The 21944-nt window shown below is 65.1% G+C and carries 14 protein-coding genes and 5 pseudogenes; 13 read left to right on the top strand and 6 right to left on the bottom strand.

The features are described from left to right. Positions 1-171 precede the first annotated feature (171 nt). Positions 172-1491 (bottom strand): hypothetical protein, encoded by a 1320-nt coding sequence (locus tag AC10V3_RS35580; protein ID WP_490924488.1) that lies wholly within the window; start codon positions 1489-1491, stop codon positions 172-174. A gap of 90 nt (positions 1492-1581) precedes the next feature. On the opposite strand from AC10V3_RS35580, the pseudogene AC10V3_RS35575 reads away from it, so the two are divergent. After that, a pseudogene (locus AC10V3_RS35575) lies at positions 1582-1920 on the top strand (tyrosine-type recombinase/integrase); the annotation flags it as partial. 239 nt (positions 1921-2159) lie between these two features. Further along, positions 2160-5445, top strand: a pseudogene (locus AC10V3_RS35570) (adenylate/guanylate cyclase domain-containing protein); the annotation flags it as partial. Between the two features lie 117 nt (positions 5446-5562). On the opposite strand, the pseudogene AC10V3_RS35565 reads toward AC10V3_RS35570, so the two are convergent. Next, positions 5563-6702 (bottom strand): annotated as a pseudogene (locus AC10V3_RS35565) (IS3 family transposase); the annotation flags it as partial. A 315-nt stretch (positions 6703-7017) separates the two neighbouring features. Between AC10V3_RS35565 and AC10V3_RS35560 the strand changes: the two are divergent. Next, complete coding sequence (locus AC10V3_RS35560; RefSeq protein ID WP_490924487.1) at positions 7018-7329, top strand: SDR family NAD(P)-dependent oxidoreductase; 312 nt, start codon at positions 7018-7020, stop codon at positions 7327-7329. Then, positions 7319-7573, top strand: coding sequence for an SDR family oxidoreductase (locus AC10V3_RS35555; RefSeq protein ID WP_490924486.1), 255 nt, complete (start codon positions 7319-7321; stop codon positions 7571-7573). The genes AC10V3_RS35560 and AC10V3_RS35555 overlap by 11 nt, the downstream gene beginning before the upstream one ends. Before the next feature lie 80 nt (positions 7574-7653). Here AC10V3_RS35555 and AC10V3_RS35550 read toward each other — a convergent pair whose 3' ends face one another. After that, a complete protein-coding gene (locus tag AC10V3_RS35550; RefSeq protein WP_022540364.1) occupies positions 7654-8586 on the bottom strand; it encodes a LysR family transcriptional regulator in 933 nt (310 codons plus the stop codon). Positions 8587-8852: 266 nt separating this feature from the next. On the opposite strand from AC10V3_RS35550, the gene AC10V3_RS35545 reads away from it, so the two are divergent. From AC10V3_RS35545 to AC10V3_RS35520, 6 genes are all read left to right on the top strand, one after another. Further along, a complete protein-coding gene (locus tag AC10V3_RS35545) occupies positions 8853-11888 on the top strand; it encodes a xanthine dehydrogenase family protein molybdopterin-binding subunit (protein WP_022540365.1) in 3036 nt (1011 codons plus the stop codon). Further along, entirely contained in the window at positions 11885-12700 is an 816-nt protein-coding gene (locus AC10V3_RS35540) for an FAD binding domain-containing protein (RefSeq protein WP_022540366.1), read from the top strand. The genes AC10V3_RS35545 and AC10V3_RS35540 overlap by 4 nt, the downstream gene beginning before the upstream one ends. Then, positions 12697-13269 (top strand): (2Fe-2S)-binding protein, encoded by a 573-nt coding sequence (locus AC10V3_RS35535; RefSeq protein WP_022540367.1) that lies wholly within the window; start codon positions 12697-12699, stop codon positions 13267-13269. The genes AC10V3_RS35540 and AC10V3_RS35535 overlap by 4 nt, the downstream gene beginning before the upstream one ends. Then, positions 13262-14815 carry an AMP-binding protein gene (locus tag AC10V3_RS35530; protein WP_022540368.1) on the top strand — a complete coding sequence of 518 codons (1554 nt, stop codon included), beginning with the start codon at positions 13262-13264 and terminating at the stop codon, positions 14813-14815. The genes AC10V3_RS35535 and AC10V3_RS35530 overlap by 8 nt, the downstream gene beginning before the upstream one ends. 4 nt (positions 14816-14819) lie before the next feature. Then, complete coding sequence (locus AC10V3_RS35525) at positions 14820-15635, top strand: enoyl-CoA hydratase/isomerase family protein (protein ID WP_022540369.1); 816 nt, start codon at positions 14820-14822, stop codon at positions 15633-15635. Between the two features lie 114 nt (positions 15636-15749). Further along, positions 15750-17099, top strand: a complete 1350-nt coding sequence (locus AC10V3_RS35520; RefSeq protein ID WP_022540370.1) for an MFS transporter — start codon at positions 15750-15752, stop codon at positions 17097-17099. Between the two features lie 375 nt (positions 17100-17474). On the opposite strand, the pseudogene AC10V3_RS35515 reads toward AC10V3_RS35520, so the two are convergent. Further along, a pseudogene (locus tag AC10V3_RS35515) lies at positions 17475-19116 on the bottom strand (ISL3 family transposase). A gap of 430 nt (positions 19117-19546) precedes the next feature. Here AC10V3_RS35515 and AC10V3_RS35510 point away from each other — a divergent pair. Further along, positions 19547-19822, top strand: a pseudogene (locus tag AC10V3_RS35510) (hypothetical protein); the annotation flags it as partial. On the opposite strand, the gene AC10V3_RS35505 reads toward AC10V3_RS35510, so the two are convergent. After that, positions 19741-20103 carry a type II toxin-antitoxin system PemK/MazF family toxin gene (locus AC10V3_RS35505; RefSeq protein WP_022540374.1) on the bottom strand — a complete coding sequence of 121 codons (363 nt, stop codon included), beginning with the start codon at positions 20101-20103 and terminating at the stop codon, positions 19741-19743. The pseudogene AC10V3_RS35510 and the gene AC10V3_RS35505 overlap by 82 nt on opposite strands. Then, the gene (locus tag AC10V3_RS35500) at positions 20103-20357 is read right to left on the bottom strand and encodes an AbrB/MazE/SpoVT family DNA-binding domain-containing protein (RefSeq protein ID WP_041682425.1); all 255 of its coding nucleotides are present in this window, start codon (positions 20355-20357) and stop codon (positions 20103-20105) included. The genes AC10V3_RS35505 and AC10V3_RS35500 overlap by 1 nt, the downstream gene beginning before the upstream one ends. A gap of 869 nt (positions 20358-21226) precedes the next feature. On the opposite strand from AC10V3_RS35500, the gene AC10V3_RS35495 reads away from it, so the two are divergent. Both AC10V3_RS35495 and AC10V3_RS35490 read left to right on the top strand, forming a co-directional pair. Beyond that, on the top strand, positions 21227-21433 hold the full coding sequence (locus tag AC10V3_RS35495; protein ID WP_022540376.1) for a type II toxin-antitoxin system VapB family antitoxin: 207 nt from the start codon (positions 21227-21229) through the stop codon (positions 21431-21433). Beyond that, positions 21430-21810: a type II toxin-antitoxin system VapC family toxin gene (locus AC10V3_RS35490; protein ID WP_022540377.1), complete on the top strand. Its 381-nt coding sequence runs from the start codon at positions 21430-21432 to the stop codon at positions 21808-21810. The genes AC10V3_RS35495 and AC10V3_RS35490 overlap by 4 nt, the downstream gene beginning before the upstream one ends. Positions 21811-21944 lie beyond the last annotated feature (134 nt).

Here is a 21944-nt window from a genome sequence, read left to right as displayed (position 1 = left end):
AAGCTTCGTTCTTTACTACTTTCCGGCTTATGTGTCATTTCCGGCCTTATCCCGGCATGACCTCGGCTGAGCCCGTGCAATACGGAACTCAGCCCTCCGCTTTCTAGCTCGCCGAATAAATGTGCGACTTTCTGGGGTCACGAAGGCGGCCTAGCAATGAGCGGGAACGCCTCACAGGTCAGCGGGCTGCCGCGGGCGGATGATAAGCTCGCTGCCGCCGCGGATGACGTCGAAAAACTTGTCGGCGCCGGTGTCCGTGAAGATGCGCTTACGGCCATCAAAGGTCGAGACCTCAAGCTGGAGCGACTTGAAATCTTGCGGGATGGGCAAGCGCAGGTCCTCCGTCCAGGTCATCAGACCGGCTTGTGCAGGCAGCTTAGCCTTCACAGTAACCATTCGATAGATGGGCCCCGTCACCGCGCAGTTTTGCCATCCAGGACCCCATTTGATCTCAGGCGGGAAGCCTTTGACAGACTTGATCTCGTCCAGGTGAGCTGAGTGGACAATGCCATCTGCGGTGGATTCACTCTCTTTTACCCCATTGCAGCTGCCGGCCTCACCACCGCCACCGACTTGTTTGAAGGCGGCGACGCCCTGCTCCCAATCCCAACGCCAGCCGGCCTTCGGTGTGGCGACTTTCCTGACATTCTTATTCTTTCCTTCGAACTTCTGCTGCTGTGCGGTCCATATCGCGACTTCCTTCTGTTGCGCTTCAGTTTCGACTACGAAGGTAAATTTCCCTAAGTTTGAAGGCAATGTCACGATGGGTAGTTGCCGCTCCACGGCTTCGCGGGCACCCACGAGCTGATTCCAGAAGCCTTCCTTGGGCGCGGTATAGGTGAGCTTCAGCGGCACAATGGCCAGCTTGTCTGCGTCCCCCTGCAAAGCAGTGACAGGAACGGTGTACAGAACCTCCATCGGCCCCACCACCATGCGGGTTGCGGACCCTTGATTGAGCGCCAGCACTGGGTCTGCCTTGTCCAGATTGACGCCATTTACCCGCAACGTCACGGCATTCTTGGACTGAGCCGGTTTTACGCGTGGGGAATAGCGGGTGACGTAAGTATTGTTACTGAAGGGGATGCTCTCGACCAGTTGGTTAGCCTGATTGACCAGTAACTGGGTCGTTTCCAGGCGGTTCGCTACGTCCTGGTTGGCACGCTCAGTCAGTTGCCGGGCATTATTGAAGGTCTGGCGTTGGGTCTCGCTAAGCTCCGAGAACGCTTTGTCCAGGAGTTCTTTGTTTGCCTCTTTCCAGGTTTCAATGACACCTTTCGCTTCAATGGCGGCGCGCATGGTTAGGTAGTCGCCGGCGTCCTGAGCGGAACTGATGAGCTGATCCAAACCACTGAAAATCTGGGAAATGGTTGCGCTCGTTGTCAGCCCCCCCACTGCTGCGGCGACCTGGGCATGAGCTGCCGGCATGGCCGTCAGTGCAAGCGCCAACGATACTGCGGCGCCAATTCGTTGATACCTCAAAATACCCGTCATGATTCTCCCTTCTTATTGATGTTTGAAAAATGCGCGCCTAATGTACCAAGGAGTTCTTTGAGTTGGGTAGCCGAGTGCGTTCTTACAACAATGCCGGTAATTGGAAAAGCGGGCAGCGAGAAAGCGCTGTCACGCGGCGCGCTGCACCTGGTCCTGAAAGAAGTATTCGGCATGGCCGCGGAGCGCTTGCGGGCGCGCGGGCCGAAATGGGAGCCGCAAGCCGCGGTGCTGGCCAGCGCCTCGGCCCATTGACTGCGCCACACCGCCGGCTCGCACATGACCGACCAGCAGGTCGACCTGCGTTTTGTGCGCGACAACTTTGGGCACAGCTCGCTGTCGACGACAAGCGGCTACCTGCACAGCGAAGAGGATGCGCGGCATGAAGCCACGCAGGAGCGGCACCGGATCGGCTGGACTGACAAGACGTGAGGCGCATTCGCCTGCTACGCCTCAGATTGACTTGCCGACCCAACCTCTAAGCGGAAGCACTTTGGGCTGCTAGCGTTGTACACTGCAAGTCCCGTAAGTTCGGCGTTTGAGCGGGATGCGAGCGCACCGGCAGGAACTCCCGCGGCGCGCGAGCACCATGCAGCTTATTCGACGAGCCTTTGCCCGTCCTGATAAGATTTACTTGTGATTCTTGCTGGCCGGAAACGGGGTTAAGCCCTATGCGCTGTGCAAGCTGTGGGTTCGAAAATCCGACAGGCGCCAAATTCTGCGAGGAATGTGGCGCCAAGCTTGTTCGCGTCTGCGCGGCCTGCGGGCAAGAGGCGGCGGCGAACGCCAAGTTCTGCAGCGAATGCGGCGCGGCGTTGAGCGCAACGCCGCCCGTCACGGCACCTGCACCCAGCACCCCCATCGACTACACACCGCCTTATCTGGCAGAGCGCATCCGCGCGGCGCAGGCGGAGATGGAAGCCCGCGGCGCTGCGGACGGCGAGCGCAAAATGATCACGGCACTGTTCGCCGACATGGCCGGCTCGACCGCGCTGATCCATGATCTTGATCCCGAAGACGCGCGCCGCCTGATCGACCCGGTGCTGGCGTTGATGATGGAGGCCGTGCATCACTATGAAGGCTATGTGGCCAAGTCGATGGGCGACGGCATCCTGGCGCTGTTCGGCGCGCCCATCGCCAACGAAGACCATCCGCAGCGGGCCTTGTTGGCGGCGCTGCGCATGCAGGAGGCCATGCGCCAATACGCTGACGGCGTGCGTACCGCCCAGGGCATCGCACTGCAGATCCGCGTCGGCATCAACTCCGGCGAAGTGGTGGTGCGCACGATCCACATCAAGGATTTGCACACCGACTACGATCCGGTGGGCAATTCGATCCACATTGCTGCGCGCATGGAGGGCATCGCCGTGCCCGGCTCGATTATCGCGAGCGTACATACCCACAACCTGGCCGAAGGCTATTTCGCGTTCAGGCCGCTCGGCGCAATGCCGATCAAGGGGCTGCCCGAGCCGCTGGCGGTATTCGAAGTCTTCGGTCTCGGCCCGCTGCGGCACCCGGCTGCAGGTGTCAGCCAGCCGCGGGCTGGCGCGCTTTGTCGGCCGCGCCAGTGAACTAGAGTTGTTGCGCGAAGCGCGGGCGCGGGCGCAGGCTGGACGTGGCCAGATCGTCGGCCTGGTCGGCGAGCCAGGGGTCGGCAAGTCGCGGCTATGCCACGAGTTTAAGCTGCTCGCGTCGCGCGATTGCCTGGTGCTCGAAACCTTCTCGGTTTCGCACGGCAAGGCCTATCCGTATCTACCGCTGATTGAGTTGCTACGGAACTACTGCCAGATCACGGCGCAGGACGATGAGCGCCGGCGGCGCGAGAAGCTTACCGGCAAGGTGCTAACCCTGGACCGCGCGCTGGAAGACAGCCTGCCTTATCTGTTCCACCTGCTGGGGGCCGCCGAACCGAGCTCGGCGCTGGCGCAGATGGACGCCCAAGTCCGCCGGCAACGCACGTTCGAGGCGATCAAGCGGCTGCTGGTGCGCGAGAGCCTGGCACAGCCGCTGGAATTGATCGTTGAGGATCTGCAGTGGCTCGACAGTGAGACCGAGGCCTTCCTCGGCGTTCTCGGCGAGAGCGTGGCCAGCGCCCGAATCCTGCTGCTGGTCAATTACCGGCCCGAGTACCGGCACGACTGGAGCCGCAAGAGCTACTATACCCAGCTGCGGCTGGACCCTCTGGGCGAAGCCGAAGCTCGGGAACTGCTGCGCGCCCTGCTGGGCGACGCCGCCGGACTCGCCCCGCTCGCGCACCGGATCCTGGCGCAGACCGAAGGCAATCCTTTCTTCATCGAGGAAGTGGTTCAGGAACTGGTCGAGGGGCAGGTGCTGCGCGGCGAGCGCGGGCATTACCGGCTCGAACAGGTCCCGGGCAAGCTGCACATCCCGGCCACCGTGCAGGGGGTTCTCGCCGCCCGCATCGACCGCCTGCAGCCGGCCGAGAAAGTCCTGCTGCAGACCCTGGCGGTGATCGGCAAGGTATTTCCCTGGAGCCTGCTCGCGCGCGTCGTCGAGCAGCCAGAGGACACGACGAAGAGCCTGCTGGCGCGGCTGCAAGCCGGGGAATTCATCTACGAGCAGCCGGCGTTTCCGGAGGTGGAGTACAGCTTCAAGCATGCGCTGACCCAGGAGGTGACCTACGGCTCGTTGCTAAGCGAGCGGCGTCGTGCGCTGCATGAGCGCACGGCCCAGGCGATCGAGGCCCTGTTTGGCACCCAGATCGAGGAGCACTGCAGCGAGCTGGCGTATCACTTCAGCCGCAGCGGCAACGCGCCCAAGGCAGTGGAATACCTGCACTGCGCCGGCCGCCAGGCGGTGCAGCGCTCCGCCAATGCCGAAGCGGTCACCCACCTGACCACGGCCCTGGCCTTGCTCAAGACCTTGCCCGATGGTCCCGAGCGCACACGGCAGGAACTCGCACTGCAGATCACCCTCGGCCCGGCCTGGATGGTCGCCAAGGGATTTGCTGCCCCGGAAGTGGAGGCGACCTACACCCGCGCCCTGACGCTGTGTCGGCAGCTCGGGGAGGAGACGATCCAGGTTTTCCCCGCCTTGATGGGGCTGCGCAATTCTTTCTTAGCCCGTGGGGAGCTGCAGACCGCACGCGAGCTGGGGGAGCAACTCCTGACGATGGCCCAAAAGGCGCAGGACCCTGCGTTGCTGGTACAAGCGCATCGGGTGTTGGGAACCAGCTTGCTCGCTCTCGGCGAGCTGGGCGCTGCCCGTACGCAGCTGGAGCAGGCCTTGGTGCTCTATGCCCCTGGGCAGTACCAGTCGCCAGCCGTCTTCCTGGAGCCCAGCGTGCTGGCGCTGGCCATCGTAACCATGGATCTGTGGCTGCTCGGCTATCCGGATCAAGCTCTTAAGCGCAGCCAGGAGGCGCTCGCCCTAGCGCAGACCGTGTCCCACCCTCCTGCCTCGGCCACTGCCCTGATCTACGCCACCGAGCTTCGTCTGCACCGTGGCGAAACCCAACCAATGCGTGAGTTGGCGGAAGCGCTCCTCGCCCTCGCGACCGAGCACGGCTTCCCGTTCTGGCTAGCAAACGGAACCATCCTCTCGGGCTGGGCGCTGGTCGCGCAGGGACGCACGGCGGAAGGCATCGAACGGATGCAACAGGGCTTGAGCGCCTTCCGGGCCACCGGGGCGGAGATTTGGCGAACGCATTTCCTCGCGCTGCTGGCCGAAGCCTACGGGAAAGCTGGACAGGCCGACGCAGGGCTGCAGATGCTGGCCGAGGCGCTGGCCGTGGTAGAGCGAACGCAGGAGCGCGTGTTCGAGGCGGAGCTGAATCGGCTCAAGGGGGAACTGATGCTGCTGCAGCCGGGCGGCGGGGGCGAGGCGGGCGCTGGCCGGGACGAGGCAGAGGCCTGCTTCCAGCGGGCGATTGCGATCGCTCGCCGCCAGGACTCCCGATCGCTGGAGCTGCGCGCGGTGATGGCCTTAAGCCGACTGGGGTTACCCCGTTTCATCGGACAGATTCGCATTGGAATTTTATGTCGATGGGTTTCCTCCTTGTGATGGGGCAGTGTAGGCCCGGTGTAGCGCCGGATTCATGCCATTGACAGGCAGCTTTTCAAATTCCTGCGGGGAACGATAGCCCAGGGCGCTGTGCAAGCGGTGCGAGTTGTACCAGCCCTCAATCCAAGTGAACAACGCCTGTCGGGCGTCGTCGTGGGTGGCGAAGTGCGAGCGGTTCAGCAATTCGCACTCGAGCGTGGCAAAGAAGGCCTCACACATGGCGTTGTCGTAGGCATCGCCCACTGAACCCATGGAGGGGCGTACGCCCGCATCCCGACAGCGTTGGCCAAAGGCCACCGACGTGTACTGGGCACCCCTGGTCCGAATGGTGGATCACCGACGTGGGATGTCGCTGCGCGAGCGCCATGTCCAGCGCCTGCAACATCAGCGCGGTGCGCAGGTGGTTGTCCATGGCCCAGCCCACGATGCGTCGGCTGTATACGTCGAGGACGACAGCCAGATAGTAAAAGCCGGCCTTGGTCGGAATGTACGTCGCATCGGCAACCCAAAGCTGGTTGGGGGCCTCAGCACGGAAGTGCCGCTGCACCAGATCGGCAGCGGGTCTGGCCCGCGCTGCGCGGTGCGTCGTGCAGATGAAGTGTGGCCGGCATGCCCCGCGCAGCCCGGCCTCACGCATCAGTCTCGCCACGCGCTTGCGCCCCACCCGGATGCCCTGACGCAGCAGAGCCGCGTGTACCCGGGGCACGCCATAGGTGCCGCAGGAGTGCGAGTGAATTGCTCGGATCTGCACCAGCAGCAGCTTGTCACGCACGACACGGGGGCTCGGGCTACGCCCGTTCCACGCATGGAACCCACTGCGCGAGACCTTAAGCAGCCGGGCCATGGTGGACAGCGGATAACGAGCTTGGTTCGCCTTCATGAATTCGTACCCTTGTCGGGCAGCGAGTCGGTCTCCCGGGCGAACCAAGCCGCGGCTTTTGCAAGTATCTCCCTCTCCATTTTGAGCTGCCGGTTCTCACGGCGTAGCCGTGTGAGCTCCTGGTGCTCGGCACTGGTCAGGCCATCATGACGTGTGCCTGCGTCACGCTCGGCCTGTGCAACCCAGTTGTAAATGGTCTGAGCCGTGGGTTCGAATTCTTTGGCCAGATCTTCGGGGCGGCGACCTGCATGGACCAAGTCAACCATTTGCTGACGGAAGACAGTGCTGTACGGTGGGCGCGTTTTCGGCATAGTGCACCTCCTGTTTACTCAAGATAGGCACTGTCCGAAAAAGCGGGTCACTTCCAGACTATGGCGGCAGCAGGGCAAGGGGGCCGATGCCCGCAAGCTGCTGGCCAAGAGCTACGGCCGGTTCACCGAAGGCTTCGACACTGCGGATCTACAGGAGGCTAAAGCGCTGCTCGCCGAGCTCGACTGAAGTGGTCCCAGCTGTGCAGGAGGTGTAGAGGATCGTTAATTCTGGGAGTGGAAAGAAGTTTGGGGGAGTCGGATGCAGAGGTCTAAGGTGACGGTACCGCCGAGGCCGCACGCGCGGTGGAAGAAGCGGTGGCAGGACTTGGCGGCATCGACATTCTGCTGACCTCCGCCGGCGCGGCCAAGCGCCGGCCGCCGGACGAACTGACCCCACAACTGTGGCAGGAAGCCATGACCGCCAAGTACTTCAGCTACATCAATGTGATTGACCCGGTGGTCAAGCGCATGGCGCAGCAAGGGCGCGGCGCCATCGTCAACATCGTGGGCATGGGTGGCAAGATGGCCAACCCTGCCCACCTGGCAGGTGGCGCAGCTAACGCTGCACTGATGCTGGCCAGCGCCGGGCTGGCCAATGCCTACGGCAAGCAGGGGGGTGCGCGTTAACGCTGTCAATCCGTCGGCTACGCATACCGAGCGCCTGCAGCAAGGCATGGAAGTGGATGCGCGTATCGGCAGCATGACAGTGGAGCAGGCGCTCGCGCGCGCCCACGCGCGCACCGGCCTGGGCCGCCTGGCCACGCCGGAAGAGGTGGCGGACGCCGTGCTGTTCCTCGCCTCGCCACGCGCCAGCTATATTTCGGGCTCCATCCTGTCGATCGATGGCGCTACCACGCCGATGGTAGTCTGAGGCTGCCACCCTATCGCGTAGGGGCGCGTGGCCGCGCAGGCCACGCAGGAGCGGCACCGGATCGGCTTGGGAACGCATCGCTAATTCAGGCTACCGCCTTCGATCGGAGCCTGCTCCATCCCAGAAACCCGCCTGATTTCCTCGGTCACGATGGCGATAAACGCCTCAGTGGCCGTGCTTAACGGCCGTTGCGGATGGCTCACGCAGACCAGATGCCGGACGATACGCGGCGCGACGATGGTATGCATGCGCAGCCGGCCATCTTCCACTGCGCGCTGCACCACGATGCGCGGCAGCACCGTGACAAAGCGCGTGGCTTGCACGAACCGCACGATGGTGCCGAGGATGTCGATCTCGAACTTCGGCGCAAGCGTTACGTCCTGCGCCTGCGTGGCCGTGTCCAGCACGACGCGCAGGCCATGGCGCTTGGTCGGCAGCACCAACTCCAGTGCCGGTAGCTTTGCCATCTCCACGGATTCCGGCAGGTCCGGGCCGTGCTCTGCGCTGGTCACCAGCACCATTTCCTCGTCGTGCATCGGCTGCACCTGCAGCGCCAGCCGGCCGCGCTGGCGATGGACCACCGCCGCGTCAAGCTGGCCGGCAGAAACCAGATCGATCAGAGCCGTACTGAAGCCGTCCGCGACCGATACCTCTACGTTCGGATAGCGCGCGTTGAAACGCGCCAGCGAATCCACCAGCACGCTCTCCGTCTCGGACGCCACCATGCCAAGCGTGATGCGGCCGGCCATCTGCTCTTCTCGCTGCATCATCTGCTGCCGAGCGCCGGCGATGTCACGCACGATGGGCAGGAACAGACGGTACATCATGCGACCTGCAGCAGTCGGCACCATGCCGTGCGGGATGCGCTCGAACAGCTTCTGACCGAATTCTTCTTCCAGCCGTGCGATCTGCATGCTGAGCGCCGGCTGCACGATGTTCAGCCGCTTGGCGGCGCGCGTGACGGAGCCGTCCTCGAACAGCGCGATGAAGTATTGGATTTGCTTGAGGTCCATGTGCAGGCAGATATCAATAGAAGTACGGCAACCACATCAATTTCCATGATGGCAGACGCAACCGTGGCGCTGCGCGAAATCAGTTCATTTTCTCGCTCTCCGGGGTCATCAGGCGGAAGTCTATTTATCTAGACATCATAATATTTGATTACGCGGATCAAAAAACAATATTAGTCGTTATATCGGAATCTCTCTAATCTCCGTTTGACGTTGAACGGTTCCGCTGGCCTCCCGGCCCGAGACCGTCTCGCAACACGGAGTCGCAAATGAAGAGATTCGATGCTGGCGAAACGACCGGCACGGTTCAGGAGACACAGGAGATCCGGCGTGCGCCCCACGTTGGCCGCCCGATGCAGCGCGTCGAGGACGCCGCCATCCTGACCGGTCGTGGACGCTATGCCGACGACCTGGGCGTGAGGCCCGGCACCCTGCACGCCGCCATCCTGCGCTCGCCGCACGCGCACGCTGAACTTGGCGCCATCGACTACGCCGCCGCGTTGAAGGCGCCGGGCGTGCATGCCGTGCTGACCGGGGCCGATCTGCCCGGCTGGTCGAGGCCCTTCGTGGTAGGCGTGAAGGCGCCGATGGAGCAGTGGGCACTGGCCATGGAGCGCGTGCGCTATGTGGGCGAGCCGGTAGCCGTGCTGGTGGCCGAGAGCCGCGCGCTGGCGGAGGATGCGCTCGACCTCGTGCGGGTGGAGTACCGCGTGTTGCCGCCGGTGGTGTCGATCGAAGCCGCCGTTGCCGACGACGCGAGCGTGCTGCATTCCGGCCTCGGCAGCAACGTGGCCAGCGACCGCCATTTCCGCTATGGCGACCCCGAGGCCGCCTTTGCCGCCGCGCCGCACCGCGTGGCGCTGACCGCCCATTACCCGCGCAACACCTGCACGCCGATCGAGTGCGGCGTGGTGATTGCCGAACACTTGCCGGCCAACGAGGGCTACCAGGTCACTTCCAACTTCATGGGGCCGTTCTCGCTGCACGCCGTCATGGCAATGGCGCTGCAGGTCCCGGCCAACCGCCTGCGCCATGTCGCGCCGCGCGACTCGGGCGGCAGCTTCGGCGTCAAGCAGGCGGTGTTTCCCTACGTGGTGCTGATGTGCCTCGCCTCGCGCAAGGCGGGCGCGCCGGTTAAGTGGGTGGAAGACCGGCTCGAGCACCTGAGCGCCGCCACTTCTGCTACCGCGCGGCTTTCTACCCTGGAAGCCGCGGTCGAGGCGGACGGTCGGATTGTCGCTCTCTCATATGACCAGCTTGAGGACTGCGGCGGCTACCTTCGTGCCCCGGAGCCCGCCACCTTCTACCGCATGCATGGCCTGCTGACCGGTGCCTACGCGATTCCGAACCTGCTGGTGCGCAACCGCGTGGTGCTGACCAACAAGACGCCTACCGGGCTCGTGCGCGGTTTCGGCGGGCCGCAGGTGTACTTCGCGCTGGAGCGGCTGGTGCAACGGATCGCGGTGGAGCTGGGCCTGGATCCGCTCGACGTCTACCGCCGCAACTTCGTGCCCGCCGATGCCTTTCCTTATCGCGCCGCGGCGGGCGCGCTGCTCGACTCCGGCAACTACCAGCTGGCGATGTCGCGTGCGCTGGACGCGGGTGGCTACGGCGAGCTGAAGCGCCGTCGCGACGCCGCGCGTGCCGAGGGACGGCTGTACGGCATCGGCTTTGCGGCCATCGTCGAGCCCTCGGTGTCAAACATGGGCTATATCACCACCGCCACGCCGGCCGAGGCGCGCCGCAGGGCGGGCCCGAAGAACGGCGCCATCGCCAGCGCCACGGTCAGCGTGGACCTGCTCGGCGGCGTGGTGGTGACCATCGCTTCCACGCCGGCGGGACAGGGCCACATGACCGTGTCGGCGCAGGTCGTAGCCGACGTGCTCGGCATCGATCCGGGCGAAGTCGTGGTCAACGTCGAATTCGACACGCACAAGGATGCCTGGTCCGTGGCCGCCGGCAACTATTCCAGCCGTTTCGCCGGTGCCGTGGCCGGCACCGTGCACCTGGCGGCCACGCGCGTACGCGACAAGCTGGCGCGCATCGTGGCCTCGCACCTGGGCTGCGACCCCGCCGAACTGGCCTTCGCGGATGGCCGCATCCAGCGCCGGGGCGCGCCCGATACCGCCCTGCCCTTTGCACGCGCGGCCAGCAATGCGCCGCACTGGTCGCCGCAGCTGCTGCCGGCCGGCGAGGAGCCCGGCCTGCGCGAAACCGTGTTCTGGTCGCCCCCCAACCTCGACGCCCCGGACGAACAGGACCGCGTCAACACCTCCGCCTGCTACGGCTTTGCTTTCGACCTGTGCGGCGTGGAGATCGACCGCGCTACCGGCCGCGTGCGCATCGACCGCTACGTGACCGCGCACGATGCCGGCAAGCTGCTCAACCCGGCGCTTGCCGACGGCCAGATCCGCGGCGCCTTCGCGCAGGGACTGGGCGCGGCGCTGATGGAGGAATTCCGCTACGGCCCGGACGGCAGCTTCCAGTCCGGCACGCTGGCGGACTACCTGATGCCGACTACGTGCGAGGTGCCCGACCCGCTCATCGTCCATCTGGAGACGCCGAGCCCGTTCACACCGCTCGGCGCCAAGGGGCTGGGCGAGGGCAACAACATGAGCACGCCGCCATGCGTCGCCAACGCGGTGGCCGATGCGCTCGGCGTGCGCGACATCCGCCTGCCGCTCACGCCCGCCAGGGTGATGGCGATGATCGGCTTCGACGACCCGCCGCCGTCGCGTCCTGAACTGGCCGAGGCAGCAAGTGCAGCCTCGGCGAGCGGTAAGGGTGGGGGCAAGAGCGGCAAGGCCCTGAGCGCGCGTGGCACGGTCGACCTGGACGCCACGCCCGCGGCCGTCTTCGCCGTCCTGCTCGACCCGCAGGCGCTGGCCAATGTCGTGCCGGGCTGCCACGCGCTCGTGCCCATCGGCGACAACCGCTACCGCGCCGATGTAACCGTGGGCGTGGGCATGATCAAGGCCCGCTACGAAGCCGAGATCGCGCTGTCCGACCTGGAGCCGCCGCACCGGCTGCGGCTGGCGGGCGCCGGCCTGTCGTCGCTCGGCAGCGCGCGCGGCGCGGGCCTGGTCGAGCTGGCCCCGCACGGCGCCGGCACCCGTCTCACGTACGACTACGAGGCCGAGGTGTCCGGCAAGGTCGCCGCGGTCGGCGGCCGCATGCTCGAAGGCGCGGCCAAGGTGGTGTTGCGCCAGTTGTTCGAATCGCTCGGCCGGCAGGCCGGGGGCAAGCCCGTGCGCAAGCCGGGGTGGATCGCGCGCCTGCTGGCGCTGCTGGGAGTCCGTCATTGAAACCCGCCGCCTTTGACTACCTGCGCGCCGAATCCGCGCAGCATGCGCTGGAAGCGCTGGCCCGTGCCGGCGAGGATGCCCGCGTGCTGGCCGGCGGCCAGTCGCTGATGGCCGTGCTGAACATGCGGCTCGCGCAGCCGCAATTGCTGGTCGACATCTCGCGCACCCGTGACCTGGATACCGTGCGCATGGAAGGCGGCCATCTGGTGGTGGGCGCCGCCGCCACGCAGGGCAGTGTGGAATGGCGCCCGTCATTGGCCGACGAGGTGCCGCTGCTCGCGCTCGCCTTCCCGCACATCTCGCATTTCCAGATCCGCAACCGCGGCACCGTGTGCGGCTCCATCGCCCACGCCGACCCCAGCGCCGAGCTGCCGCTGGTGCTGACCGCGCTCAGCGGCGAGGTGGTGCTGCGCTCGCTGCGCCGCCGCCGCGTGCTGCCGGCCGCCGAATTCTTCCGCGGCATGCTGATGACGGCGCGCGAGCCCGACGAGCTGGTGGAAGCTGTGCGCTTCCCCCTGAGCCGGCCCGGCGCGCGCTACGGCTTTACGGAGTTCTCCGCCCGCCATGGCGACTTCGCGCTGGTGGCCTGCGCCGCCATCGTCACGGACGACGCCATTGCGCTGGCCGTGGGCGGCGTGGCCGACCGGCCGGTGCTGGAGACCTGGCCACGCCTGAAGGGCAAGGCGCTGGCCGAGGCGATCAACGATTACAGCTGGAAGCTGGGCGCGCAGGACGACGCCCATGTCAGCGCGCAGTACCGCCGCCACCTGGTGCGGCAACTGGGCATGCGCGCAATCGAGGAGGCAAGATGAGCAAGACCCCCAATGGCGCACCTCAGGGTGCGCGCCCCGTGATGCAGCGCGACGAGCGCCACTGCATCACCCTGACCCTGAACGGCACCGAACGCAACGGCCTGTGCGCCCCCCGCGAGCTGCTGTCCGACTTCCTGCGCCATGAACTCGGCGCCACCGGCACCCACGTCGGCTGTGAGCACGGCGTCTGCGGCGCGTGTACGGTGCGTGTGGACGGCGTGGCTGCGCGTTCCTGCCTGATGCTGGCAGTGCAGGCCGATGGCCGCGCCATCAATACCGTCGAAGGCCTGGCCCCGCGCGAAGGCCTGGGCGACCTGCAGGAAGCCTTCCGCCGCCACCATGCGCTGCAGTGCGGCTTCTGCACGGCTGGCATCCTGATGTCGTGCGCGGACTACCTGGAGCGGGTGCCCGAGCCGACCGAGGCGCAGGTGCGCGACATGCTGTCCGGCCACCTGTGCCGCTGCACGGGCTACACGCCGATCGTCGCTGCCGTGCTCGACGTGGCTGCCAGCCGCGCGCGGACGCGCCGGCTCGCCGCCCCGGTTGCCGAGGAGCGCTGCCATGCTTGACCTCGGCCGCACCTTCCTGCAGAGCGTGGAGCGCAGCCCCCACGCCCCCGCCATCGTCGACGGTGACTTGCTGCTGACCTACGAGCAATGGCTCGCGCGCATCCGCAGCGTGGCCGCAGGCTTGCTCGACCTGGGCCTGCGGCCGGGCGACCGCGTGCTCGCCATCCTGCAGAACCGCTGGGAGATGGCCACACTGCACTGGGCCTGCCAGTTCGCCGGCGTGGTCATCGTCCCACTGAACTGGCGCGCCAAGCCGGACGAGCTGGACTACTGCGTGCGCGACGGTGGCGTGAAAGTGCTGGTGTTCGAGCCCGTCAGCGCCGACGCCGTGCTGGACAGCCCCGCCGCGCAGGACATCCCCTGCATCGCACTGGACGGCGCGCCGGGCGGCTCGCTCTCGTTCGACACCCTGCTCCACGCCACGCCCCGCCGGGACAGCACGCAGGCCGAAGCCGGCGACATCTCGCTCATGCTGTACACCTCCGGCACCACCGGCAGGCCGAAAGGTGTGCCACGCCGCCACCGGCAAGAACGCGCGGCCGCGCTGGCGCATGTCGCGCAGAACCTGTACCGGCGCGGCGAGCGGACGCTGGGGGTGATGCCGCTGTACCACACCATGGGCGTGCGGTCCCTGCTGGCCATGGCCCTGGTGGATGGCCTGTTCGTCTGCGTGCGGCGCTGGAGCGCGCCGCAGGCGCTGCAGGCCATCGTCAACCATCGCGTGAGCTGCCTCTATCTCGTGCCCACGCTCTACCATGACCTGCTGGCCGAGCCGGGTTTCGACAGCATGCACGTGCGCACCGTCACCAAGCTCGGCTTTGCCGGGGCCGCCATGAACGACGGGCTGCTCACCCGGCTCGAGCAGGCGTTCCGCCCGGAGCTGTTCGTCAACCACTACGGCTCGTCCGAGGTGTACACCTTCAGCGTCGACCAGCACGCGGCGCGCAAACCCGGCAGTGCGGGCCGCGCCGGCCTCAACACGCGGCTGCGCGTGGCGCGGCTTGACGCGGCCTCACCCGACGAGCTGGCCGCGCCCGGCGAGGAAGGCCAGATCATCGCCGACCTGCGCGGCGACGAGGCCTTCGAGGGCTACTGGAACCGCGACGACGCCAATGCCAGGTCTCTGCGCGACGGCTGGTACTTCACCGGCGACATCGGCTACCTCGACGCCGACGGCGACCTGTTTGTCACCGGGCGGGTCGACGACATGATCATCAGCGGCGGCGAAAACATCTCGCCCGCCGATATCGAATCGGTGCTGTCCCTGCACCCCGCCGTGGATGAGGTGGCCGTGGCCGGCGTGCCCGACCCCCGCTGGGGCCAGAAGGTGGTGGCCTTCGTCAAGCCGCGCGGCTGCGTCGATGCCGGGGCGCTGGACGATTACTGCCGCGGCTCCGACCTCGTCAACTTCAAACGCCCGCGCGACTACGTATTCGTCGCCGACATCCCGAAATCGCCGGTCGGCAAGATCCTGCGCCGGAAGCTGTCGGCGGGCGAATACGACGCGCTTTCCTCTCTTCCCCACAGCGACCCCATCAAGGAGTAACGACATGACCCAGCCCTTCGCATTGACCCATCCCGACCAGCAGCGTCTGCAGGATCTCGACGGCTTTTCCGTGGAGATTGATCCGGCCCGCGAGCGCGCGGACATCATCCTGCATCGTCCGCCCTACAACGTGATCTCGATGGCGGCCCGCGACCAGTTGCGCGCCGTGTTCGAGGCACTGGACGCCGATGACCGCGTGCGTGTCATCGTGCTGCGCGCGCAGGGCAAGCATTTCTCCAGCGGCGGCGACATCCGCGGCTTCCTGGAGGCGTCGCCGGAGCATGTGTCGAACCTGGCGTGGAACGTGGCAGCGCCGGCGCGCTGCAGCAAGCCGGTGATCGCGGCCAACCGGGGCTACTGCTTCGGCGTGGGCTTCGAACTGTCGCTGGCGTGCGACTTCCGCATCGCCACTGCCACCACGGAATACGCCCTGCCCGAGCAGAAGCTCGGCCAGATTCCAGGCTCGGGCGGCTCGGCGCGGCTGCAGAAGATGGTGGGCGTGGGCCGCACCAAGGACATCGTCATGCGCTCGCGCCGCATCGCCGGCCGCCAGGCCTACGAGTGGGGCATCGCCGTGGACTGCGTGGCCGACGCCGAGCTGGAAGCCGCCACCGACGCGCTGGCCGACGAGCTGCGCGCCTTCTCCCCGCTGGCCCAGCGCACCGCCAAGAAGCTGCTCAACGATACCGAGGACGCACCGCTGTCGATCGCCATCGAACTCGAGGGGCACTGCTACAGCCGCCTGCGCAGCTCAGATGACTTCCGCGAGGGCGTGGAAGCGTTCCACGCGAAGCGTAATCCCGAATTCCGCGGCAGCTGACCGCGGGCGCAGGCGGGGCTGACCCGCCTGCCGAGCCCGAGAGACGGACGCGTCGACGATGCCCCCGGTGGGCATCGCGGGGAGCCGTTCACTCAAAAAGATAAGGAGACAACGATGGAAGTGCTGGCAAATGACAAGGTGCCGACCAGCGGCGCCCCCGTGGCCGCGAACAACCGGCAGGTGCTGGGCGCGGTGACCGCTTCGTGCATGGGATGGGCGCTCGACCTGTTCGACCTGTTTATCCTGCTGTTCGTGGCGCCGGTGATCGGCAAGCTGTTCTTTCCGTCCAAGCATGCGATGCTGTCGCTGGCGGCGGTGTACGCGTCGTTCGCGGTGACGCTGCTGATGCGGCCGCTCGGCTCGGCGATCTTCGGGGCCTACGCGGACCGGCACGGGCGCAAGGGTGCCATGGTGGTGGCCGTGACCGGCGTCGGCCTGTCGACGGCGGCGTTCGGGCTGCTGCCGACGGTCGCCCAGATCGGCCTCTTCGCGCCGGCGCTGTTCATCCTGCTGCGGCTGGTGCAGGGCGTGTTCGTCGGCGGCGTGGTCGCTTCGACGCATACAATCGGCACGGAATCGGTGCCGCCGTCGTGGCGCGGCGCGGTGTCCGGCCTGGTGGGCGGCGGCGGCGCGGGCATCGGCGCGCTGCTGGCGTCGATCACGTACATGGCAATGACGGCGCTGTTCCCCGGCGACGCCTTCGAGGTCTGGGGATGGCGATGCATGTTCTTCGCCGGCATTGTCAGCTCGGTGCTGGGGCTGGTCATCTTCAACTCGCTGGAAGAGTCGCCGCTGTGGAAGCAGCTGCAGGCGGAAAAGGCCGCCAGCGGCCACGCCAAACCGCAAGCGCATCCGCTGCGCACGCTGTTCTCGCGCGAGTATCGTGGCATCCTGCTGGTCAACATCCTGCTGACCGTGGGCGCAGGCAGCACCTACTACCTGACTTCCGGCTACCTTCCCACCTTCCTCAAGGTCGTGGTCAAGGCGTCCCCCGGCGAGTCCTCGGCCATCCTGATGCTGAGCAGCCTCGGTGTGATCGTCGCGTCGGTGGCAGCAGGGCATTTCAGCACGCTGGTCGGCCGCAAGCGGGCCTTCCTGCTAATCGGCGCGGTCAGCCTGGTGCTGATGCCGTTGCTCTACCAATGGATGCCCGCCGCGCCAACCGCCACCCTGCGCGGCGTCTACGCGGTGGCGCTCAGCATGCTCGGGTGCGCCGGCTTCGCCCCGATCCTCATCTTCCTGAACGAGCGGTTTCCCACCAGCATCCGCGCCTCCGGCACGGGCTTGTCGTGGAACATCGGCTTCGCCATCGGCGGAATGATGCCGACGCTCGCCTCGCTCGCCGCAGGCACGCCCGCCGACCTTCCGGTGATCCTTGGTGTTTTCCTTGCGGTCGTCACGCTGGCCTATCTGGCAGGCGCCGCAATCGTGCCGGAGACACTGGGCCGTCTCGGCGAAAAGTAGACATGCCACGCTTGAGCGGGAATCTATGACGGCCGTGCTGGTGGTCTAGGCAACGCTGGACCGAAACCCGTTGGGGCGCTCGCGGGCGGTCGATCAAGGGATTGGCCGCGGAGTCAACCATCAACGTCAAATCCGCCACGTTGGGATCAGCAAACTGCCGAACGGTGCCGTAGAACAAAGGAAAGTTGGGTCTTCCGCAATTTGTGTGACGACGGCGAACTCGCGTGGAGGACCTTGCCGTCGTCCCCTCACTACCACCATTCTTCTGCTTGTTGAAAACGTCGGCGAGCCCGCCAGGGTTCGTCCTAGCCGTACGAGCTCACCCGCCCGCGATGGCGACCGGACTAGCGTGTCATGCAGGACAAGGCAGGTCTATCAGTTTGGCTTCAATACCCGCAGCCGCAGAAGCTCGATGTTCGCGCGCCCATACATCTGGCGCTTGAGGAACTTGAGCCGGTTGACGTGACCCTCGGTCTGGCCATTGCTGCCATGGCAGCTTGAAGGCCGCCCGCATAGCCGGTAAGTCGGCGCGCAGGCTTTGCGCGAACCTACGCATTTCCGCAGCGTCGCAGCACGACAGACGCTTCAACCATCGATCGAACTGCCGCGGACTTCGCCGGCGCATGAGCCCGAGAAACTCCCGCGCGAGGCTGCGGACCTCGCCCACCACGGGTTCGATCTTGCACAGCGCCTGCACGAAGCGCTCGGGTCCGCGCTCCTGGGCTCCGCGACCGCGAGCTCCTCCATCCTATAAGCCATCCGAATACGCGCCTGGCCGACGGGCACGGCATCGTGCGCACGGGTGCTGGGAAAAGAGCTTCTTGCCCTGCGGAAAAAGGAGGCGAATCACGCAATTCCGAACGGCGGCGCGACTGCCCGTATAGCCCCGCTGCTTGAGTTCCTGCCAGATCAGTTCAGGAAAGCGACAGCCCTGTGCGATTCGCTCCTCGATATAGCTGCGATAGGGATTTAAAGGCGTCGGACCCCGCGCCCTGGGTGCGCGCTCGGGGAATGCCCCCGCGGTGATGAAGTTGCGCACGGTTCGATGGTCGATTGAGAGCTCGTGCCCGATTCCTTTCATCGTGCCGCCCTGGGCGTGTAGCGCCATAACCCGCTCGTACAGCGCCACCCGCGAGGCGCGTCGCTGATCGCTCAGACGCTGCCATGACCACAGTGAGTTGCGGCTCAGCTCCCGCTGCCGTCCCAGGGTCACGCCACCGACCTCGACTTGCTGCGCGGCTTGGCGCAGTTGCGGTCCGAGTCGGCACAGCAGTCTCTCAACGTTGTCGCGCAAGTTGCACAGTAGATGCCAGCGATCCGAGATTTGCGTGGCTGCCGGCAGCGCGATGTCGACCGCCTCGCAGTAGGCCCCAGCCCGGTCCCTGGCGACGATCTCGATCGATGGGTGCGCACGCATCCACGCGGCCACCGCAGTTCCTTCCCTGCCGGCGAACACTTCGATAGGCTCACGCCGCTCCAGGTCGACGATGATCGTTCCGTACTGGTGACCGCGCGCGATCGCCCAGTCATCGATGCCGACGACCCGCGGTCGTGGTTTGCGCTTGCGCTCAGGAGCTCTGCGCAACTCCCACAGCACGGTGTCGGCACTGGTGCGCAAGCCCAGGACGTTAGCAAGCCTGGCTGCCGCCTCACCACCGAGGGCATGGCCCAGCGCGTGCAACGCCCGAGCCTGCGATCGCGTACGACGTTGATGCGGACCGGCTAAGGCGTGGATGTTCTCGGCAAAGGTACGACGCGGGCAGCCGGCGTTTGCACACTTGAAGCGACGCACCTCAACGGCGAGAACGACCCGCTGCTCGAGCATCGGACGTTCTTCCAGCCTGCGCACATAGCTGCCGTGGCGTCGATTACTCCAACGATGGCAGGCAGGACAAGGTGCCGCGCGAACCGTACTGCAGGCTTCGACGGTAATGGTCTCCCCTCGCGCATCGCTGGAGATGACGCGCTTACCCACACGGGCGAGAATACGATCGATCCCACCGAGAACGTGGCTCATGGTAACGATCAACGTAAAGCCAGATCGGCCCGAAATCAAGCCCTTGACGCGGTCGTCACACAAAGTGCGGGAGACCCATCTTTACTACACTTCACGGCAACACGACGGGAGTCAATTGCAAGGCGACCGTCGCCGCATTCGGGCGAGCTATCCCCACCTACACTCCCACGACGCATCGTGTAGTAACGTCGATCGCCGACTTAGCCATGGCCGACCGATTGGGCGCCGATATACGTCATCCACCACGATCGCATCGGCCTGAATGATCGACCTGGATGATGCCCATCGGACAACGCGCCACGACGTTGCCGGGAGGAATGCGCTGTTCCGCCTGCCGAAGCGCTTCCTCCTCTCAAAGAGATGCCCAGCGTCGCGAAATCGTGTCCTACGTCGGTGGCGCTAACGCCGGCCTCCGCACAGCGTTTATGAGGCATGCCACCGGCTGCGACATCCCGCCGGCTTGCACGTGAGCGACCAGCATGTCGACCTGCGCTATGTGTACGACAACTTTGGCCATGCCTCGATCGCCACCACCAGCGCCAACCTGCACAGCAAGAAGGGGTTGGAACCAGGGTTGATTTTGGCTTCCCGCTTACAAACGCGCTGTGCGGTCAAGCACGGAAGTCACTCCGCGATCGCGATAATCTGGTTTAGCTGCTCGCAAACGGCAGCAAAAACCTCCAAGGGCGCCTGCTTCCAGGGGTGAGCCCTTGCGTTTCGGGCTCGCCAGTCAAACGACTTGGGTTGATGGGCCAGAACGTAGCTGTCCTTTCCCTTCGGGCCCTGAAACTTGATCGCAAACGGATTGGTCTCATTGTAGGCTGCCGTAGTCATCGGCAAGCCAATCACGATACTAGTCCTTTCATTAAACGGCCGCGGTGAAAGAACAAGCATCGGATGCATATCCTTCATCTCGCGGCCGGCTTGCGGATTGCAGTCGATCCAAATAATGTCTCGTCGTTCAGGCGCCCATAGCTTGCCCGCCATTACATGGCCTCCGCGCCGACACGCCGCGTGGCCATGGCTTCGCCGCCGTGCTTGATGGGGTCAAACAGGGCAAGCTTTTCCGCGAGAGTGAGGGCACGACGACCAACTGGTCGAACAGTTACGCCAATCTCATCGACGGATACCTCCACTTCCTGACCCTCGGCGAAATGTGCAGAACGAGCCACCGCAGTGGGGATTCGAACGGCCAAGCTGTTGCCCCACTTCTGAATCGTCAGGGTTGCGCTTTTTCGCATGAAGATGCCTCCAAACAATGTTGATACAAGTATAAACATAACATATCTATGTTTCAACGCGTATCTACTTCTCTCCCTCGACGTTGCTCGCCATCGCTGCCAACCAATGATTTTCTCCGCCCTAAAATACACTTGGGCGGCGCCATACCGATGCTGCACTTACACTGCGATAGGCTGCGCGAGCCCCCGGTTTCACCCCAGGCCACGTCTGTATCCAGTATGCGCCCGGCCTGTCGAAGCAACCCACGAGCGCAGCACGCACCCCCTGCAATACGTCGACATGGGCGCCGAGCCGGTCGGCTCCGCAGGAGCGGCATCGAATCGGTTGGGGCACCCCGAAGAAGGAAGAACCGTGATTCAACGCAGATCTCGTTCGCGCTATTCCGGGCAGCGCCGGCTATGGCAGCATCCACGGCGACATCGTAGCCCCGCTGGAAGCCACCGGGCGCGCTGATGACTGCCACGACAGGGAAATCGGTCGCCGCATTGTCGAGTTTGAGCAAGGCAGGCCAGGACCGCACGGCATGGGCAAGCCTTGCTCAAGCGACGATCACTGATCTTTCGAGGAGGTTCCGGCGCGGCGCCTCTTGGTCCGTCGACCACATTCCGCAGACACCGCCTGCGAAATTGCCTAGCCACGTGACTTCGCAGACATGCCGGTAACGAAAATTTCGAAGCCCCCCCCCGGAACACCGTCCACCGGTCCGCCCTAGGCAAAGCCTTCTCAGTGCCCTAGTCGGCTTTCGGCTGTCTGCGCTCCCAGTGCGCAACGAGATGGCGCGCAAGCAAACAGACAGGATTCGTGCCCTTCTTGATTAGATGCTATATTTGGTGCAAAATTACATCAATTTTGAGGCAAGGAACATGTTATGCGCACCACCGTCACCATCGACGACGCCCTCTATGAACAAGCGCTAGAGGTGGCCGACCCCGGCATGGACAAATCCGACCTTTTTCGTGAGGCCATCAAGACTTTCGTCCGGGTACAAGCGGCCAAGCGCCTCGCGGCACTGGGTGGCGCCGCTCCAGGCATGCAAGATGTGCCACGTCGCCGTATGGAGCCTGAAGCGAAATGAGCGTCCTCGTCGATACCTCTGTATGGGTCGATCATTTTAAGAACCGCAATGACGCACTGGTCAATTTGATCGTGTCGGATCAAGCACTGACCCACCCTATGGTCTTGGTTGAATTGGCTTGCGGGACGCCCCCAGCCCCACGTGCCCGGACACTCGGCGACATCGGACTGCTGCAGCCAGCCAAGCAGGCGAGCCTGGCAGAGGTAATGGCGTTCATCGAGCACGAGAAATTGTATGGGCTGGGTTGCGGCCTGGTGGACGTCTCATTGCTGGCTTCCACTTTGATCACACCAGGCGCACAGCTATGGACCCTCGACAAGCGTCTCGGCGATTTGTCAGTGCGTTTTGGTGTGGCGCATCGACCCAAGCTTCACTAGGACGCGTGAAGCGCCACCACATGCAGCAACGAGGCCCACTCCGCGCGGGAGGGCCTGCCAACAAGGTGCTGGCCACGGAACTGACAGGACACGTGCGCGAACCGGTGTCCGTTCGCGCTACAACTGACGACGCT

It is taken from the genome of Cupriavidus sp. PB-02 (assembly GCF_058252315.1).
The sequence above is the reverse complement of the archived record's forward strand: the minus strand, read 5'-3'. Positions and strand labels throughout refer to the sequence as shown.